17 protein-coding genes are annotated in these 18,370 nt (G+C 72.1%); 4 read left to right on the top strand and 13 right to left on the bottom strand.

Features of this window, described 5'->3' with window-relative positions:
* A complete protein-coding gene (locus ACZ7L7_RS10075; protein WP_453601073.1) occupies positions 1–1,500 on the bottom strand; it encodes an aldehyde dehydrogenase family protein in 1,500 nt (499 codons plus the stop codon).
* 228 nt (positions 1,501–1,728) lie between these two features.
* Between ACZ7L7_RS10075 and ACZ7L7_RS10070 the strand changes: the two genes are divergently transcribed.
* Positions 1,729–2,478 carry a LolA-like protein gene (locus tag ACZ7L7_RS10070; protein ID WP_285510529.1) on the top strand — a complete coding sequence of 250 codons (750 nt, stop codon included), beginning with the start codon at positions 1,729–1,731 and terminating at the stop codon, positions 2,476–2,478.
* A 92-nt stretch (positions 2,479–2,570) separates the two neighbouring features.
* Here the strand turns inward: ACZ7L7_RS10070 and ACZ7L7_RS10065 are convergent, their stop codons facing one another.
* The 5 genes from ACZ7L7_RS10065 to ACZ7L7_RS10045 form a co-directional block, all read right to left on the bottom strand.
* The gene (locus ACZ7L7_RS10065; protein ID WP_285510530.1) at positions 2,571–3,560 is read right to left on the bottom strand and encodes a malate dehydrogenase; all 990 of its coding nucleotides are present in this window, start codon (positions 3,558–3,560) and stop codon (positions 2,571–2,573) included.
* Between the two features lie 380 nt (positions 3,561–3,940).
* Entirely contained in the window at positions 3,941–5,119 is a 1,179-nt protein-coding gene (locus tag ACZ7L7_RS10060) for an XRE family transcriptional regulator (RefSeq protein ID WP_453601078.1), read from the bottom strand.
* A gap of 424 nt (positions 5,120–5,543) precedes the next feature.
* Complete coding sequence (locus ACZ7L7_RS10055) at positions 5,544–6,002, bottom strand: helix-turn-helix domain-containing protein (protein WP_453601081.1); 459 nt, start codon at positions 6,000–6,002, stop codon at positions 5,544–5,546.
* Between the two features lie 250 nt (positions 6,003–6,252).
* Positions 6,253–6,720, bottom strand: a complete 468-nt coding sequence (locus tag ACZ7L7_RS10050; protein WP_285510533.1) for a DUF3017 domain-containing protein — start codon at positions 6,718–6,720, stop codon at positions 6,253–6,255.
* Positions 6,710–7,564, bottom strand: coding sequence for a bifunctional methylenetetrahydrofolate dehydrogenase/methenyltetrahydrofolate cyclohydrolase (locus ACZ7L7_RS10045; RefSeq protein ID WP_285510534.1), 855 nt, complete (start codon positions 7,562–7,564; stop codon positions 6,710–6,712). Before ACZ7L7_RS10045 ends, ACZ7L7_RS10050 begins: the two co-directional genes overlap by 11 nt.
* A 259-nt stretch (positions 7,565–7,823) precedes the next feature.
* Here ACZ7L7_RS10045 and ACZ7L7_RS10040 point away from each other — a divergent pair, with 259 nt between their 5' ends.
* A complete protein-coding gene (locus ACZ7L7_RS10040) occupies positions 7,824–8,405 on the top strand; it encodes a hypothetical protein (protein WP_285510535.1) in 582 nt (193 codons plus the stop codon).
* A gap of 79 nt (positions 8,406–8,484) precedes the next feature.
* On the opposite strand, the gene purH is transcribed toward ACZ7L7_RS10040, so the two are convergent.
* Positions 8,485–10,047: a bifunctional phosphoribosylaminoimidazolecarboxamide formyltransferase/IMP cyclohydrolase gene (gene purH, locus ACZ7L7_RS10035; RefSeq protein ID WP_453601086.1), complete on the bottom strand. Its 1,563-nt coding sequence runs from the start codon at positions 10,045–10,047 to the stop codon at positions 8,485–8,487.
* Positions 10,044–10,661: a phosphoribosylglycinamide formyltransferase gene (gene purN / locus ACZ7L7_RS10030; RefSeq protein ID WP_471428616.1), complete on the bottom strand. Its 618-nt coding sequence runs from the start codon at positions 10,659–10,661 to the stop codon at positions 10,044–10,046. Before purN ends, purH begins: the two co-directional genes overlap by 4 nt.
* Before the next feature lie 294 nt (positions 10,662–10,955).
* Here purN and ACZ7L7_RS10025 point away from each other — a divergent pair, with 294 nt between their 5' ends.
* Positions 10,956–11,741 carry a hypothetical protein gene (locus ACZ7L7_RS10025; RefSeq protein WP_285510538.1) on the top strand — a complete coding sequence of 262 codons (786 nt, stop codon included), beginning with the start codon at positions 10,956–10,958 and terminating at the stop codon, positions 11,739–11,741.
* Positions 11,742–11,901: 160 nt separating this feature from the next.
* Here ACZ7L7_RS10025 and ACZ7L7_RS10020 read toward each other — a convergent pair whose 3' ends face one another.
* Positions 11,902–13,434, bottom strand: coding sequence for a cell division protein PerM (locus ACZ7L7_RS10020; RefSeq protein ID WP_285510539.1), 1,533 nt, complete (start codon positions 13,432–13,434; stop codon positions 11,902–11,904).
* 96 nt (positions 13,435–13,530) lie between these two features.
* Between ACZ7L7_RS10020 and ACZ7L7_RS10015 the strand changes: the two genes are divergently transcribed.
* Positions 13,531–14,640, top strand: coding sequence for a helix-turn-helix domain-containing protein (locus tag ACZ7L7_RS10015; protein ID WP_285510540.1), 1,110 nt, complete (start codon positions 13,531–13,533; stop codon positions 14,638–14,640).
* Between the two features lie 96 nt (positions 14,641–14,736).
* Here the strand turns inward: ACZ7L7_RS10015 and sucD are convergent, their stop codons facing one another.
* From sucD to ACZ7L7_RS09995, 4 genes are all read right to left on the bottom strand, one after another.
* A complete protein-coding gene (gene sucD / locus ACZ7L7_RS10010) occupies positions 14,737–15,621 on the bottom strand; it encodes a succinate--CoA ligase subunit alpha (protein ID WP_053707835.1) in 885 nt (294 codons plus the stop codon).
* A 27-nt stretch (positions 15,622–15,648) separates the two neighbouring features.
* A complete protein-coding gene (gene sucC / locus ACZ7L7_RS10005; protein ID WP_472075497.1) occupies positions 15,649–16,830 on the bottom strand; it encodes an ADP-forming succinate--CoA ligase subunit beta in 1,182 nt (393 codons plus the stop codon).
* A 430-nt stretch (positions 16,831–17,260) separates the two neighbouring features.
* Positions 17,261–17,398, bottom strand: coding sequence for a hypothetical protein (locus ACZ7L7_RS10000; RefSeq protein ID WP_472075495.1), 138 nt, complete (start codon positions 17,396–17,398; stop codon positions 17,261–17,263).
* A gap of 78 nt (positions 17,399–17,476) precedes the next feature.
* Positions 17,477–18,322, bottom strand: a complete 846-nt coding sequence (locus tag ACZ7L7_RS09995; protein ID WP_471428611.1) for a hypothetical protein — start codon at positions 18,320–18,322, stop codon at positions 17,477–17,479.
* Between the last annotated feature and the right edge of the window lie 48 nt (positions 18,323–18,370).

Here is an 18,370-nt window from a genome sequence, read left to right as displayed (position 1 = left end):
TCAGCCGGCGAACCAGCGGACGGGCTTGGGCGCGAGGTTCTGGTAGACGTGCTTGCTCTCGCGGTACTCGGCGAGACCGGCGGGGCCCAGCTCGCGGCCGACGCCGCTCTTGCCGAAGCCGCCCCACTCCGCCTGCGGGAGGTAGGGGTGGAAGTCGTTGATCCAGACGGTGCCGTGGCGAAGCCGTCCGGCCACCCGGCGGGCGCGGCCCGCGTCCGCGGTCCACACGGCGCCCGCGAGGCCGTACTCGGTGTCGTTGGCGAGGGCGACGGCCTCGTCCTCCGTGCGGAAGGTCTCCACGGTCAGCACGGGTCCGAAGACCTCCTCGCGGACGACCTTCATCTCCCGGTGGCAGCGGTCGAGGACGGTCGGCTCGTAGAAGTAGCCCTCCCCCAGGTGCTCCGGGCGCTTGCCGCCGGTGCGCAGTTCGGCACCCTCGGCGAGCGCGGAGGCGACGTAGGACTCGACCTTGGCGCGCTGCTGCTCGGAGACGAGCGGGCCGCACTCGACGCCGTCGTCGGTGCCCCGGCCGAGGCGGATCCTCCCGGCGCGGCGGGCGAGTTCGGCGACGAAGGGCTCGCGGACGGACTCCTCGACGATGAGCCGGGAGCCCGCCGAGCAGACCTGGCCGCTGTGGATGAAGGCCGCGTTGAGGGCCTGGTCGACGGCCGTGTCGAAGCCCTCGGCGGTGGCGCAGGCGTCGGCGAAGACGACGTTGGGGTTCTTGCCGCCGAGCTCCAGGGCGACCTTCTTCACCGAAACCGCCGCGGCCTGGGCGACCTTGACGCCGCTGACCAGGCCTCCGGTGAAGGAGACCAGGTCGACGTCGGGGTGTTCGGCGAGGCGGGCGCCGACGGTGTGGCCGGGCCCGGTGACGATGTTGGCGACACCGGCCGGGACGCCCGCCTCGGTGAGCAGGTCGATCAGCGCGATCGTGGTCAGCGGGGTGATCTCGCTCGGCTTGACGACGAAGGTGTTCCCGGCGGCGAGGGCGGGCGCGATCTTCCAACTGGCCTGGAGGAGCGGGTAGTTCCAGGGGGTGATCAGGGCGCAGACGCCGACCGGCTCGTGCACGACCACGCTGTGGATGTCGGGCGAGCCCGCGTCCACGACCCGGCCCGGCGCCTCGGCGGCGACGAGGTCGGCGAAGTAGCGGAAGGCGTCGGCGACACAGTCGATGTCGATCCGGCCCTCCTCCAGCGTCTTGCCGGCGTCGCGGCTCTCCAGCAGGCCGAGTTCCTCGCGGTCGCGGACCAGGAGGTCGGCGACGCGGCGCAGCAGGGCGGCGCGCTCGGCGACCGGGGTGCGCGGCCAGTCGCCCTCGCGGAAGGCGCGCCGGGCGGCCTCGACCGCGAGGTCGGTGTCCTTCTCGTCGCCCTCGGCGACCACGGCGAAGGGCCGGGCGTCCGCCGGGTCGATGATGGCGCGGGTCGCGCCGGAGACGGCTTCCCGCCACTCGCCGTCGACGTGGATCGTCCGTCGTTCGTGCTGCCTTGCCATGATCGGTATTGCCTTCCGTTCCTGTGCGGTGCCCCTGAGTCACACGGGGTGTCACCTTCGGGGACCGCCGGCGCCTGCCCGGGGCTCCCGCAATACATGCGCAATTGGGGGGCGAAAGTGGGCGGCGTCACTGAACATGCGGGCAAATAGGGCAAAACGTACGCTGAGTGGGTGATGCGCGACGTCGCGCACCCGGCACGCACCGGTGCGCGGCACGGAGGTGACGCCATGGCCGTCAGGACGCTGATCTCGGCCGCGATGGGCGCGACGCTTCTGCTGGCCCCAATGGCGGCAGCGGCCGACGATCCCACCGCGCAGGAGCTGGCCGAGGAGGCGGAGGACAATCTCCTCGACGCGGAGTCGGTCCATCTGACGCTGACCGACCGCAGCGCGGACAAGGAGACGAGCCGGACCGAGCCGACGGCGATGGACCTGGCCCTGGACCGGTCCGGGAACTGCGTCGGGACGCTGGAGATGGGCGCGGACGGCGGCGCCGTGGAGATCGTCAAGCAGGGCGACGAGGTGTGGCTGAAGCCGGACACCGCGTTCTGGAAGGCGCAGGTGCCGGGCGGCGAGGGCGATGCGGCGGCCGAACTGTTCAAGAACCGCTGGATCCACGGCTCCACGGACGACGCCCTGCTCAAGGGCATGGCCGACACCTGCGACCTGAAGAACTTCCAGCGGGACGTCGACTCCGGCACCGACTCCCCCGGGTCCCTCTCGCTCACGAAGGGCGAGGAGACCACCCGCGACGGCGAGGACGTCATCCCGCTGACCGGCGAGGTGGACGGCGCGCGCACCACGCTCTACGTCACGTCCGACACCCCGCACCGCCTGGTGGAGGCCACCCAGCGCGGCACAGACACGAACGTGCGGCTGACCTTCTCCGACTACGACGAACCCGTGCCGTCCCGGACACCCTCGGCGGACGACACGGTCGATGTGGACCGGCTTCAGGAGGAGTTGGGCAGCCTGTAGCGGGCCCCGGAGGGCCGGGCCCGGAACGGGCCGCAGGCCCCGTACCGGCGGAAACCGGTGCGGGGCCTGCGGGTTGCTCGGGAAGGGCCGACTCAGATGAGACCGAGGGAGCGGACCGCCTCGCGCTCCTCCGCCAACTCGGCGACGGAGGCGTCGATACGGCTGCGGGAGAAGTCGTTGATCTCCAGGCCCTGGACGATCTCGTACTTGCCGTCCTTGCAGGTGACCGGGAAGGAGGAGATCAGGCCCTCCGGGACGCCGTAGGAGCCGTCCGACGGGATGCCCATGGAGACCCAGTCGCCCTCGGCGGTGCCGTTGACCCAGGAATAGACGTGGTCGATGGCGGCGTTGGCGGCGGACGCGGCCGAGGAGGCGCCGCGGGCCTCGATGATGGCCGCGCCGCGCTTGGCGACGGTCGGGATGAAGTCCTCGGCCAGCCACTTCTCGTCGTTGACGACCTCGGCGGCGTTCTTGCCGGCGATGGTGGCGTGGAAGATGTCGGGGTACTGGGTGGCGGAGTGGTTGCCCCAGATGGTCAGGCGCTTGATGTCGGAGACCGTCGAGCCCGTCTTCTTCGCGAGCTGGGTCAGCGCGCGGTTGTGGTCCAGGCGGGTCATCGCGGTGAAGCGCTCGGCCGGTACGTCCGGCGCGGCGGCCTGCGCGATCAGGGCGTTGGTGTTGGCCGGGTTGCCGACGACGAGGACCTTGATGTCGTCCGCGGCGTGGTCGTTGATGGCCTTGCCCTGCGGCTTGAAGATGCCGCCGTTGGCCTCCAGGAGGTCACCGCGCTCCATGCCCTTGGTGCGCGGGCGGGCGCCGACGAGGAGGGCGACGTTGGCGCCGTCGAAGGCGACGTTCGGGTCGTCGCTGATGTCGATGCCCTGAAGCAGCGGGAACGCGCAGTCGTCCAGCTCCATGGCCGTGCCCTCGGCGGCCTTCAGCGCCGGGGTGATCTCCAGCAGGCGCAGCTTGACCGGCACGTCCGCGCCGAGCAGCTGGCCGGAGGCGATGCGGAAGAGCAGGGCGTAACCGATCTGGCCGGCCGCGCCGGTGACGGTGACGTTCACGGGAGTGCGGGTCATGGCGTTCTCCGTATGACAGCTGGCGGTGGGGCGGCACTGCCCCGGTACGGACGTACAGATGATCGATCTCTTGGTATCAAGAGAATCAGTGGTCAGGCTATCGCGCCCGCGTGATCCCCGACGTCCGGGGCGGTGTGGCCCGGCCCACAGCCGCCCGAAAGGGCACCCCGGAGAACGAAAGGGCACCCCGGAGAACGAACGGCACCCCGGAGAACACGAAAGGGCGCCCCGGAGAACACGGAAGGCGGCCGTCCGGTCCGGGAGAGGAGGACCTGGGACGGCCGCCGGTGGGGGTGCCGGTGCGCCGGACTCCCGTGGGGGTAACGGTCGCGTGCCCCCGATGGAGCCGAGTATGCGCGCGGCCCCGGAACTTCGTGGGGCTACTGGGTGCAGCCCTCCTGCCCGGCCGCCAGGGTCACGCAGGCCGTCGCGTCGCCCGCGTCCTTCACCGCGACCATCGGGGTGTAGGCGATGGTGTCGTTCGCGGCGGTGATGGCACCGCTCTCCTCGTTCTTGCCCGCCTTCACCGTGACCTTGTCGCCCTGAGCGCCCTGGGTGACCCGGCCCCAGGCCGCGCCGCAGACCTCGCTGTAGCGGACCTCGACGACCGCGGTGCCCACCTTGGCGGTCTGCGCCGTGGTGACCAGGTCGCCGCTGCAGCCCATGGCCTCCGCGTCCTTGCCGGTGCAGGAGGCCCCACTGCACTCGACGCCCGGCGGGAGGTCGGTCTCCTTGGTCGCCGTGGGGGTCGGGGTGGGAGTGGCGCCCTCGTTCTTCTTCCCGTCGCCCGGGTTCATCAGCCAGAACACGCCGGCCACGACGACCAGCACGCCCACCAGGCCGGCCAGGAACATCGTCAGCCGCCGCTTGCCGTTGCCGGACCCCGCGGGCGGGCCGGAGCGGCCGTGCCCCTGCGGCGGTCCCGCGTACGAGGCGGCGGGGGGCGCCGCCGGGCCCGTACCGCCCGTCCCGACCGTGCCGCCGCCCGACGGGGACGGACCCCGGTAGCCCGCCAGGCCCCAGGAGTTGACGCCGTCCGACCCGGACGAGGAAGCCGAGGAGGACGACGCGGCCGCCTCCTCCTCCGCGGCGTCGCGCACCGGGTTCACCGGCGGCACCGTGGGAGCGACACCGGCCGGACCCGCCACACCCGGCGTCGCCGTCGCGCTGCCGCTCCTGCGGGTCCCCCGGCCGCTCTTGGCCTTGGCCGGAGGCGCGCCGAACTCCCCGAGCGCGGCCCGCGCCTGGGAGATCCGGATGGCCTCCATCGTCATGTCGTGCCGCATCTCGGAGCGGCTCCAGGCCCGCTCGGCCAGCTCCCACATCGTCGTGAGGTGGACCGGGTTGGTACCGGTGACCTCGGAGAGCGCGACGATGGCACCCTTGGGCGCCAGCAGCCGGCCGTTCAGATACCGCTCCCAGGACGTCTTGCTGTAGCCGGTGCGGTCGGCCACCGCCGCGATGCTCAGACCGCTGCGGTCCACGAGCCGACGCAACTGGCTAGCGAACTCCCTGACCTGCGGATCCAGTTCATCCGGCAAGTCCCGCCAACGAGGCATTGCTACCCCCCTCTTCCCCCCGGTCGTGCTGTCTCTTCCCCCGCGCGCGTGCCCGCTGCCGAGTCCCCGGTGTGGCTACCCACAGGGATGCGCCCAGTCAGGATCTCAGTTCCCGGGGTGGGGGCGCACGGGAGCATGGGGGCCGTGAGCGTGCACCGTCGCACGCCCACCGGGCCGCGGTCCAGTGTCCCACCGCCCGCGCCCCCGCGGCCGCACTCCCCCCGGATCACGCCACAGACAGCTGTTCGAGACGTCCCGGACCGTCCCGATTGGCCACGCTAGCCCGACTGTTGAACGACTTCCGTCGAAATCCGCAAACTTGTCAACACATCGCCACACAGAGCGCACATATCCTGTCACCGACAGCACACGAACACACGGCTTTCCCGGCCGGTGGCCACGGCCTCGATCAGGTATCGATTTCTCACCCCAAGGCGAAGGCCCCGATCACCACACCCAGAACCAGCGCCACCGCCAGCCCCACCGCGACCCGCAGCAGCCGCCGCGACGGCTCCTCGGGAGGCGTGTCCCACCAGGGCAGGGTCGGGTCGTCCTCGTAGCCGTCGGCGCCGCCGGCCGGATCCGGGACGCCCTTGGGCGGCGCCGGGCGGGGCCAGGCCTGCACCGCCAGCTCCCACCGCACCACGAACCGGTCGGCGTCCTCCCGCGGTTCCGCCGCCACCCGGCACAGGGCCTCCACGGCCTGCCGGGGCGGCGGCTGGACCGCGTTCAGATAGCGCTGCCAGGAGGACTTGCTGTACGCGGTGCGCGCGCCCAGCGCGACCAGGCTGAGGCCCGTGCGGTCCTTCAGGAGCCGTAACTGCGTCACGAAGTGCCGCACCTCCGGCGGCAGATCGTCCGGCAAGGGCTGCCAGCCGCCCATCGTTCACCTCCACGGCGCGTCACCTCTCCCGCCCCGTTCGAGTGACGACAGCGGACCCGTGGCCGGTTCCGTTCGGCCCGGCGCTGTGGCAGCTCCCGGACACCGTGGCGGAACGGTCACCGCTGTGACACAGCGCCCTGACAGCCGTTGAACAGCAACTTCCCGGCGGGGGAAGGTAAATGCGCGGCGGCGGCCCGTCCTGACTCGGGGGAGGGGACGGACCGCCGTCGCGCACAGGAACGCCGGGGCGCTAGTTGCTGACCGTGAAGTGCAACGTGTCCTTCAGGAACGGGATCTCCAGCAGCGGATTGGGCTGCACCATCAGCGCCAGCAGGACGATCACCGTGCCCATGAAGCCGTAGGTGACGATATCGGTGAAGCGGGAGCGGACCGCGAGCATGCCGACGCCGGGCAGCAGCCAGCGCAGCAGGGCGCCGACCAGCAGGCCGGCGCCGACCAGCAGGGTGCCGGCGCGGAAGGCGTCCAGGGCGGTCACCAGCAGGCCGGTGCCGACCAGCGCGGCCACCAGCAGGATGGGCCACTGACGGGCGGGCGCCGGGGCGTCGCCGGGGGCCGCCCGGCCGCCGCCCTCGGGCCGCGCGGTGTCCCGGGTGAACAGCGGGAACCGGCGGGTCGTACGGCGCGGCCTGCCCTCGGCGTCGGGCGCGCTGACCGCGTCCGCCACCTCGATGTCGTCCCGGTCGCTGTCAGCCGACACTGCGCTCCGCCGCCTCGACCACGTTGACCAGCAGCTGGGCCCGGGTCATCGGGCCGACACCGCCGGGGTTCGGGGAGATCCAGCCGGCCACCTCGCGCACGTCCGGGTGGACATCGCCGACGATCTTGCCCTCGGCACTGCGGGAGACACCGACGTCGAGGACGGCGGCGCCCGGCTTGACGTCCTCGGCGCGGATCAGGTGGGCGGAACCGGCCGCCGCGATGATGATGTCGGCCCGCTTCAGGTGGGCGGAGAGGTCCTTGGTGCCGGTGTGGCACTGGGTCACGGTGGCGTTCTCGCTGCGCCGGGTCAGCAGCAGCGGCATCGGGCGGCCGATGGTCACACCGCGGCCGACGACCACGACCTCGGCGCCCTTGATCTCCACGCCGTAGCGGCGCAGCAGGGTGAGGACGCCGTTGGGGGTGCAGGGCAGCGGGGCGGGCTCGTTGAGGACGAGGCGGCCGAGGTTCATCGGGTGCAGACCGTCGGCGTCCTTGGCCGGGTCCATCAGTTCCAGGATGCGGTTCTCGTCGATGCCCTTGGGGAGCGGCAGTTGGACGATGTAGCCGGTGCAGGCGGGGTCCTCGTTCAGCTCCCGCACGACCGCCTCGATCTCCTCCTGGGTGGCGGTGGCGGGCAGTTCGCGCTGAATGGAGGCGATGCCGACCTCGGCGCAGTCGCGGTGCTTGCCGGCGACGTACTTCTGGCTGCCGGGGTCGTCTCCGACGAGGATCGTGCCGAGTCCGGGCGTGACGCCCTTCTCCTTCAGCGCCGCCACGCGGGCGGTCAGATCGGACTTGATCGCGGCTGCGGTGGCCTTGCCATCGAGAATCTGGGCGGTCATGGCCCCATCCTCGCCGATGACGGGGTCCCGGTTCCAATCCGGTCCACGGGGGCTCGGTCACACCGCGCGCGCCCATGATCGGCGATATTGCACTTGCACAACACACGCACACTGCGGCTGGACAACGAACCGGCCGCTGAAGAACGATGGCAGGACAGTGCCGCGGGCAGTACCGGGGGGACGAACCGCATCTGTAGAACCTTCCTCCGTACCGTGCCGCTCGTCGTCCCCACATCGGTACACACGGAGGAACATCGCCATGAGCTTCGGCGACCCGAACAATCCCTACGGCCCTCCGCAGGGCCAGCCCGGCTACGGCCAGCCGCAGCAGCCCGGTTACGGCTACCCCGTCGCCCCGCCGCCCGGCCAGCCCTACGGCGGCTACCCCGCCGTCCCCGTCCAGATGCCGGGCACGGTCCGCGCGGCCCGCGTCATGCTCTTCGTCCTGGCCGGTTTCCAGGCCCTGGGCGGCGTGGCGATGATCGCGGCCAGCGCCTGGTTCGCCGAGTACTTCGAGGAGCTCCTCGAATCGGACAGCACCATCTCCTCGCAGGACGCGGAGACCATCGCCGACATCGGCGCGGGCATCGTGATCTTCTTCGGCGCGGTCGTGCTGCTCTTCGGGCTGTGGGCCTTCCTCAACGGTCTGCGGTTCGCCACGGGCCGCGGCGGCGTCCGCGTCTCGGCGATCATCTACGCCTCGCTGGTGACTCTCTTCAGCGTTCTCAGCCTGCTCGGCGGCAACTTCTTCGCCCTGATCAGCCTGGTCCTCGGCGTCCTGATCATCGTCTACAGCTCGAACAGCAACGGCAGCATCTGGTTCAACCGGCCGAACTACTGAGCGGCCGAAGCCACCGCAACGCGACTCGGGGCGGCCCCCTGACGGGGCCGCCCCGAGTCGTTCAGGCGCGTGCTCGGGTTCAGTGGAAGAAGTGCCGCGTCCCCGTGAAGTACATCGTCACGCCCGCCTTCTTGGCGGCCTCGACGACGAGTTCGTCGCGGACCGAGCCGCCGGGCTGGACGACCGCCTTGACGCCGGCCGCGGTGAGGATCTCCAGGCCGTCGGGGAAGGGGAAGAAGGCGTCGGAGGCGGCGTAGGAGCCCTGGGCACGCTCGGCGCCCGCGCGCTCGACGGCCAGCTTGGCGGAGTCGACGCGGTTGACCTGGCCCATGCCGACGCCGACGGAGGCACCGTCCTTGGCGAGCAGGATGGCGTTGGACTTCACCGCGCGGCAGGCCTTCCAAGCGAAGGCCAGCTCGGCGAGTTCGGCCTCCGAGAGGGCCTCACCCGTGGCCAGGGTCCAGTTCGCCGGGTCGTCGCCGTCGGCCTGGAGCCGGTCGGTCACCTGAAGGAGGGCACCGCCGTCGATCGCCTTGACCTCGACCGGGTTGGACGGGGCGTCGGGGCAGCGCAGCACGCGGATGTTCTTCTTCTTGGTGAGGACTTCGAGGGCGCCGTCCTCGTAGTCCGGCGCCACGATGACCTCGGTGAAGACCTCCGCGACCTGCTCGGCCATCTCCTTGGACACCGGGCGGTTGACGGCGATCACACCGCCGAACGCGGACAGCGGGTCGCAGGCGTGCGCCTTGCGGTGCGCCTCGGCGACGTCCGCGCCGATCGCGATACCGCAGGGGTTGGCGTGCTTGATGATCGCGACGGCCGGCTCGGCGTGGTCGTACGCGGCACGGCGGGCGGCGTCCGTGTCCGTGTAGTTGTTGTACGACATCTCCTTGCCGTGCAGCTGCTCGGCCTCGGCGAGCCCGCCGGTGCCGGAGACGTACAGGGCGGCCGGCTGGTGCGGGTTCTCGCCGTAGCGCAGGGTGTTCTCGCGCTCCCAGGTGGCGCCCAGGAAATCGGGGAACTGCGAGTCGTCGACCGGGGCGTAGGAGGAGGCGAACCAGCTCGCCACCGCCACGTCGTAGGCCGCCGTGTGCTGGAACGCCTCGGCCGCGAGCCGCTTGCGGGTGGCCAGGTCGAAGCCGCCGTCCTTGACCGCGGCGAGGACGTCGCCGTAGCGCGCGGGGCTGGTGACGACCGCCACGGAGGGGTGGTTCTTGGCGGCGGCGCGGACCATCGAGGGGCCGCCGATGTCGATCTGCTCCACGCACTCGTCGGGCGAGGCACCGGAGGCGACGGTCTCGCGGAACGGGTAGAGGTTCACGACGACCAGGTCGAACGGCTCCACGCCCAGCTCCGCCAGCTGCCGCTGGTGGTCCTCCAGGCGCAGGTCGGCGAGGATGCCGGCGTGCACGCGCGGGTGCAGCGTCTTGACCCGGCCGTCCAGGCACTCGGGGAAGCCGGTCAGCTCCTCGACCTTGGTGACGGGCACACCGGCGGCGGCGATCCGGGACGCGGTGGAGCCGGTGGAGACGAGCGAGACGCCCGCCTCGTGCAGGCCACGCGCGAGGTCCTCAAGACCGGTCTTGTCGTAGACGCTGACGAGCGCCCGGCGAATCGGCCGCTTGTTGCTCTCGGCGGTCACTGGATAACTACCTTTCGTCCCTCAATGCGATAGCCGTTGCGGGCGAGGCGCCCCACGACCTCGACGAGCAGCCTGCGCTCGACTTCCTTGATGCGCTCGTGCAGAGCGCTCTCGTCGTCCTCGGTGCGGACCTCGACCACGCCCTGGGCGATGATCGGTCCGGTGTCGACGCCGTCGTCGACGAAGTGGACGGTGCAGCCGGTGACCTTGGCGCCGTACGCGAGTGCGTCACGGACGCCGTGGGCGCCGGGAAAACTGGGCAGCAGAGCGGGGTGCGTGTTGACGAACCGGCCGCCGAAGCGGGCGAGGAATTCCTTGCCGACGATCTTCATGAACCCCGCGGAGACCACGAGGTCGGGCTCGTGGGCGGCAACGGCCTCGGCGAGCGCGGCGTCCCACTCCTCGCGCGTCTCGAAGTCCTTGACCTTTCGTACGAAGGTCGGGATGCCGGCGCGCTCGGCGCGAGCCAGGCCCTCGATGCCGTCACGGTCGGCGCCGACGGCCACGATCTCGGCGCCGTAGGCCTCGGTACCGGTGTCGCTGATGGCGTCGAGCAGCGCCTGGAGGTTGGTGCCGGATCCGGAGACCAGCACGACGAGGCGCTTGGCAGCCACGGCGGGGCCCTTTCTCGGGGGTACGTCGGTACGGTGGCCGGGCCCGTACGCCGCTCTGTACGTTCGTACGAATGCTTCGGGTTCCCGGATACGGGGAAGCCTACGAAGCGGCCGACCGTCAGCAACGATACCGGCACACCGGACAGCCCCCGCGGGACGGGGGCGTGGCCGGAAGGTAGCGTCTGGGAGGAGCCGGGTCGGGAACGCCGTTCGTGAGCGGTGCGTTCACAGGGTGACGGACCTGGTGCCACCTGCCATGTCAGCCGTACTCACCAAGGGGAAGACGCTCACTTGATGCCGGACCGCAGCCTGCGACTCCTCCCGCTCCCCCCGCAGCCAGTGCAGGGAGGGGAGCGCCACGGCGTGCTGCTGCGCGAGCGGCCCTCCTCGCCCCCGGACGCCCCCTCGGGCGGGACGAACGGCGACGAGCGCGGCGACCAGCCGAAGGACGACAACCCCTTCGCCCCGCCGCCGGAGGGCACCCCGGACCGTCCCTGGCAGCCGCGCCGCCCGGCATCGGGCGACGGCGACTCCGACGCCTCCGGAGGGGACGGACAGAGCTCGCCGTGGGGCCACCAGTGGAGCGACCGCCAGCCCGGCCGCTCCCCCGGCGGCTTCGGCGAGCGCCCCCGCCCCGAGGGCGGCCAGGGCAACAGCGGCGGCCCCGGTTCGGGCATGCGCTGGGACCCCACGGACCCGGCCCAGCGCCGGGCGCGCTACGCCCTGCTGTGCGGTATGTGGGCCTTCTTCTTCGCCCTGTTCAGCTGGCCGTACGTCGCCCTGCTGCTCGGCGCGCTGGCCCTGCACTGGAGCATCAGCGCCCTGCGCGCCAAGCCCCGCACCCCCGACCCCGACTCCCCGGCCCCCGCGACCTCGGGCCGCCCCCAGACGACGGCGGCGGTAACGGGCCTGGTCACGGCCTCCCTTGCGCTGGCCCTGGTGGCAGCGGGCTTCGGCGCGAAGCTGGTGTACAGCGACTACTACACATGCAAGAACGACGCCCTGACGAACGAGGCGAAGAAGTCCTGCGACGACCTGCTGCCGGAGCAGCTGCGAGGGGTACTGGGGAACGACGGCTGAGCGCTCCAGCCGTGCGACGGTCGCGTCCCAGCCCGTCCGGCGGAGCGATTCAGCCCGTCCGGCGTTTGAGGACGAGGCCCGTTCAGGGCCGACAGCGGGGGTCCGGGGGCGGCAGCCCCCGGGGACGGGACGGGTAGGGGAGGCGGGGGCGAAAACACCCTCACGGCGCCCCCGGAGGCGCCGACTCCTCGTCCTCCCGCCCCGCTGCCTCCCTCAACGCGGCCCACCGAGCCTCCCGAGCCGCATCGTCCGCCTCCCAGGGCACCGGCTCAGCGGGCAGCAAGTCGTACCCCTCCCCGACCTCCACCGCCCCCTCCGCCCCCTCCGCCCCCGCCACCACCGGCGCCGCCTTCTCCCGCCGTACGAAGAACCATCGCCCCTCTCCCACCCGGGGCCCGGCGATCCTCGGCGCACCGCCGTCCCGCGCCCCCCGGCTCCCCCAAATCCGCCCCACCACAGCCACCGGCACCGCCACCCCCACCCCCCACGCCAGCACAGCCAGCCCCACCTGCCACCACACCGGCCCGAACGAGGCGAGCGCCCCCACCCCCAGCGGCCCACCCGCCACCGCGCCCAGCCCCGCCATCACCCCGGCCCACAGCACACACGCCACCAGCGCCACGCCCGCGGTCCGCCACCGTGACCAATCACCCCCGCGCCCGGCCCGCCCCACGAACCACCCCACCACCGCCCCGGCCGCCACCGGCACCGCACCCGCCGCCCAGTTCAAGGGCGCCCCTTCCCCCTCCGCCGGCACCGCCGACAGCAGCGGAAACGGCGGCAGCAACGCGACGGGCGAGGAGGACAGCGGCCCGACGACATGCCCTGCCCCCAGCAGAAAGCCGGGCCCGAGGGCGTAGGACGCGGCCCACACAGCAGCGTTCGGCAACAGCACCAGACACAGCAGCAGCACCGCGAACTGCCCCGACGCCCCCTCCGTCAGCCGCAGGAACGACGCCCGCGCCGCACCCCCGTGCCACACCAGCGACACCGCCAGCAGCAGCGCCCCACCCCCGAACAGCACCGCGACGCCCGCCCCCGCGCCCCGCGCCGCCGCGTCCAGCCGGGCCCGGGGCCCGTCCCCGAGGAACAGCCGCCGCACCCCGCCGGGCATGAGGAGCAGTACCTCGTCCACCGCGTCGCGCGGACGCCCGTACGAGGTCCACACCCCCGCCCCGGCCGCCCCCACCGCGACCAGCGGTACGCACACCCCGGCCCACACCCAGTCCGGCCGCAGCACACCCCCGGCGGCGTACCCGGCGGCGCCCGCGCCCACGCACAGGTAGCCGGTCACCACGCCCGCCCACGCGGTACGGCCGGACACCGCCTCCCCGTCCATCGCGTCCCGCGCCGCCCGGTGCACCAGCCACACCGGCAGCACGACCAGCAGCAGCGGGGTGACGCCGACCGGCGCGGGCACGCCGGACAGGGTGTCGACGCGGACCAGTTCCACCCCGTGGGCCAGCAGCCACAGCGCCGCGGCCACGTGCAGGGCGCCGTCCGGCCCGCTGTCCGGATACGGCGAGCTGATCCACAGCACCATCACCAGGACGGCGAACGCCCCGAGCCCGAGCCCGGCGGCCAGCACGCCGCCCAGGAGGGCGGTGGCCAGTCCGGGCGACCGGTCGCGCAACCGGGTGAGCAGGGACGACAACGGCGATCGGCGAGCGGTCATCTGGATCACGCCCGCCATGCTCCCAACGACACGCGCTTTCCCGTCGTAACAGGCGAACCTCCGCTGTGTCGCTCAATATACGTTTATGTACCTTTTCGTACGGAGGGGCGTCCTGTGACACGGAGCCCTGCCAGCCCTCTTCCACCCCCCAAGGAACGCCGACGCCTGCGCGAGGCCGCTTCGTTGACGCAGGCTCAGGTCGCGGCACGGATCGGCGTCACCCGGGAGACGGTGCGGGCGTGGGAGACCGGCCGTACGACACCGCGCGGCCGGAAGCGGGAGGCGTACGCGAAGCTGCTGGGCGAACTGAGCGCCCCTCAGCAGGACCTCGTCGACACGGCCGAGACGCTCACGCCGGTACGAACGGACCTGCCCGAGCACGCCCCTGTCGCACCCCCTCCTCACCCAAGAACGCTCCCCACCGCCGGACTGACGCCCGCTCAGGCCTTCGACGCGCTGTACGCGTTCTGCGCCCCAGCGCTCGTCCGGCAGGCCTATCTGCTCACCGGACGCCGGGAGCTGGCTCGGGAGTCGGTGGAACGGGCCTTCCAAGTGGCCTGGCAGCGCTGGCCGGAGGTGGCCCGCGACCGGGACCCGGCGGGCTGGGTGCGGGCGACGGCGTACGAGTACGCACTCTCCCCCTGGCACCGGTTCCGCCCCCGCTACCGGCACCCCGAACCCCCGCCCGCGGACCCCTCCGACCGGGCCCTGATGGACGTACTGCTCACCCTGCCGCCGCCGTACCGCCGCACCCTGGTGCTCTACGACGGAGTCGGCCTCGATCTGCCGGACACCGCGGCGGAGACGGAGGCGAGCACACCCGCGGCGGCCAACCGGCTGCTGCACGCGCGCGAGGCGGTCGCCGAGCGGCTGCCGGAACTGGCGGACCCCGCCACGCTGCACCGGCGGCTCGCCGAGGTGGCCTCCGCGGAGCGGCTGCGCGCCGCCAGGCCGCCCACGGTGCGCACCGGCAGCGAGCGCCGTGCCAGCTTCTGGACCCGCGCCGCCATCGCCTTCACGGTCGCGCTGATCGGCACCACCGCGCTCACCCTGCGCACGGCGCCGACCCGGTACGAGCCCCCGGTGCCGCCGGGCGCCACGGTGCAGGGTGTCCCGCCGAAGATGGCCCCGGGCCCGCTGTCGGAGAAGGAGCGCGAGCTGCGGGAGAAGCTGCGCGGGGAGACCGTGAGCGGCCCGCAGCGCCTGGTCCCGCGGGCGGACTGACCGAGTACGGCCGGACAACGCGACGGGCCCGTCCCCACCAGGGGGACGGGCCCGTCGTCAGCGTGCCGGAAAGGCGGCTGGAAGGTGCCGGGAGGCTCAGGCGGAGAGGATCTCCCGCGCCAGCTTCGCCGTCTCGGTCGGCGTCTTGCCGACCTTGACGCCGGCGGCCTCCAGGGCCTCCTTCTTCGCCTGGGCGGTGCCGGACGAACCGGAGACGATGGCGCCCGCGTGGCCCATGGTCTTGCCCTCGGGGGCGGTGAAGCCCGCGACGTAGCCGACGACCGGCTTGGTCACGTTCTCCTTGATGAAGGCCGCGGCCCGCTCCTCGGCGTCGCCGCCGATCTCACCGATCATCACGATCAGGTCGGTGTCGGGGTCGTCCTGGAAGGCGGCCAGGGCGTCGATGTGGGTGGTGCCGATGATCGGGTCACCGCCGATGCCGACGGCCGTGGAGAAGCCGATGTCCCGCAGCTCGTACATCATCTGGTACGTCAGCGTGCCGGACTTCGAGACCAGGCCGATACGGCCCGGCTTGGTGATGTCGCCCGGGATGATGCCGACGTTCGACTGGCCCGGGGTGATGATGCCGGGGCAGTTCGGGCCGATGATGCGGGTCTTGTTGCCCTTCTTGCCGGCGTACGACCAGAAGGCGGCCGTGTCGTGCACGGCGATGCCCTCGGTGATCACGACGGCCAGCGGGATCTCGGCGTCAATGGCCTCGACGACCGCGTCCTTGGTGAACTTCTCCGGCACGAAGATGACGGAGACGTTGGCGCCGGTCTTCTCGATGGCCTCCTTGACGGTGCCGAAGACGGGTACCTCGGTGCCGTCGAAGTCCACGGTCTGACCCGCCTTGCGCGGGTTCACGCCGCCCACGACGTTGGTGCCGTCACCGAGCATGAGCTTGGTGTGCTTCATGCCCGTGGCGCCGGTCATGCCCTGGACGATGACCTTGCTGTCCTTGTTGAGCCAGATAGCCATGGTGTGTTGTGTCCTCGTCCTGAGTGCTTACTTGGCGGCGTGGGCCAGCTCGGCGGCCTTGTCGGCCGCGCCGTCCATGGTGTCGACGCGCTGCACCAGCGGGTGGTTGGCGTCGGTGAGGATCTGTCGGCCGAGCTCGGCGTTGTTGCCGTCGAGGCGGACGACCAGCGGCTTGGTGACCTGCTCGCCGCGGTCCTCCAGCAGCTTCAGGGCCTGGACGATGCCGCTGGCGACCTCGTCACAGGCGGTGATGCCACCGAAGACGTTGACGAAGACGGACTTGACGTCCGGGTCGCCCAGGATGATCTCCAGACCGTTGGCCATGACCTGGGCGGAGGCGCCGCCACCGATGTCCAGGAAGTTGGCCGGCTTGACGTTGCCGTGGTTCTCACCGGCGTACGCGACGACGTCCAGGGTGCTCATCACGAGACCGGCGCCGTTGCCGATGATGCCGACCTCGCCGTCGAGCTTGACGTAGTTGAGGTTCTTCTCCTTGGCGGCGGCCTCCAGCGGGTTGGCCGCGGCCTTGTCGTGGAGCTCCTCGTACTCGGGGTGGCGGAACTCGGCGTTGTCGTCGAGCGACACCTTGCCGTCGAGGGCGATGACCTCGCCGGAGGCGACCTTCGCGAGCGGGTTGACCTCGACGAGGAGGGCGTCCGACTTGATGAAGGTGTCCCAGAGCTTGACCAGGACGTTGACGACCTTGTCCGCGACCTCGGCCGGGAACTTGGCGGCCTCGACGATCTCGCGGGCCTTCTCCTCGGTCACGCCGTCGATCGGGTCGATCGCGGTCTTGGCGACGGCCTCCGGACGGGTGGCCGCGACCTCCTCGATCTCCATGCCGCCCTCGACGGAGGCGATGGAGAGGAAGGTGCGGTTCGCACGGTCGAGGAGGAAGGAGACGTAGTACTCCTCGACGATCTCCGGAGCGGTCTCGGCGATCATGACCTTGTGGACCGTGTGGCCCTTGATGTCCATGCCGAGGATGTTCGTCGCATGCTCGACGGCCTCGTCGACCGTGGCGGCGAGCTTCACGCCACCGGCCTTGCCGCGGCCGCCGACCTTCACCTGGGCCTTGACGACGGACTTGCCACCGAGGCGCTCAGTGGCTGCGCGGGCCGCCTCAGGCGTGTCGATGACTTCACCGGCCAGCACCGGTACATCGTGCTTGGCGAAGAGGTCCCTCGCCTGGTACTCGAACAGGTCCACGCGCTTCCGTCCCTATCAGTGATCTCGCGGTTCGTTGGATGCGTGGGCGTGCCGCGAAGGGCAACGTGACGTCCGCTCTGTCACAAGGGAGGCGCACACGGTGTCCGAGCGCGCGGCATGTCCGTCTCGCAGGTTATCCCCGCTTGCGGAGGGCTTCTAAATCGGGAGTCACACCTGAGCGGTGATACCTGTCACATGATGCCGCGCTCACTGGCACGGGGTGCCGGAGGTGAGGGGCCTCACCGGGCTGGGGTCCGACCCGGTGAGGCCCGTGGTACCGCCCGAGGGGGCACGAATCGGTGCCTCCCAAGGGCTCCGGCCGGGCGATTCCCACCCCAATGAGAACCGCCCGGCCCTTCCGCGGACCCGGCCCCCGGACACTCCGACGGCTTCGGCCGTCCGGGTGCCGGTCAGCCCGCGGAGCCTGGGGTCAGGGGGTGAGGGTGGAGGTGGGGAGGCGTGGTGCGGGGATGGAGAGGCGCGTGGTGGCGGTGGGGCGTGTGGGGGTGCAGCGGTGCGCGGCGGTGCAGCGGTGCGCGGCGGTGGAGCGGCGGATGTTCTTGGTCATCCGGGCGTCAGACCCTTCGGGACATCGGGGTATCACGGACATTCCGGGCCGGGGTTGGCGACCTCGGCGGGTGTCCGCCTAGGCGGGGGATACGGGGATGTCCCGGTACGCGTCCCGGGGCCCGTCCGCCTCGGCGCGTGCGGCGGTGCCGGGCGCCGGGCGCAGTGGGGCCCGGTGGTCGGCGGTGACGGCCGTGGTGTCGGCGTGCCTGGGGGTGCTGTGGTCGACCGTCGCCTGGTGGTCCGGGGGGCTGTCCGGCGCGTCGGTGGGCGGGTGCGGGGCGGGGGTGGGGGCGAGGGCGGGAGGCGGGGCAGCGGGCTTGGGGAGGTGCGCCGAGGCCTGCGGCACGGTGACGTCGTACGGCGGGCCGGATCGCGGTGCGGGCCGCTCGGTCCGCGTGCCCTTGGCGCGGGAGGCGGCGCCCGGCTCGTCCCGCGCCGGGGTCTGCGGCTTCGGCGCCGGCTCCGTGGCGCCGGGCGCGGGGAGCGTGCCCGCGGGCCCGGCGGGGAGGTCCAAAAGCTCCGGGAGGGCGGGGAGCGCGGGCAGCTCCGGCGCCTCGGGTGATTCGGGCAGCGGCGTCACGGAGGGTGGCGGCGGAAGCTGTTCCCGGGCCTCGTCCAGTTCCTCGGTCACCGCCCGGACGACCTCGTCGACCGGCCGCACGACACTCTCGACGAGCCGCTGCCCTTCCGGAGGCAGCGGCAGTACCTCTCCTACGTCCTCGGCCACCCGCCCGACCGACACGCGCACCTCAGCCGTCGGCGCCGTCAGCCCTGCAAGCCCTGTCGGTCCCTTCGGTCCGTCCTCCGCCGCCTGGGCCCGCTGGCCCGTGAGCAGCCCGAGTGCGAACAGCCCGCCCACCAGCAGCGTCAGATACAGCGCACGCCGAACGGCGGCACCGGACAGGGCTGCTGGGACGGTCAAGGGACGCGGGTCCTCCCGTACGACGGAACGGGCGGCGTCGATCCTTGC

The sequence above is a fragment of the Streptomyces sp. NPDC110618 genome (genome assembly GCF_055657065.1).
This window is presented reverse-complemented; position numbering and strand designations above follow the sequence as displayed.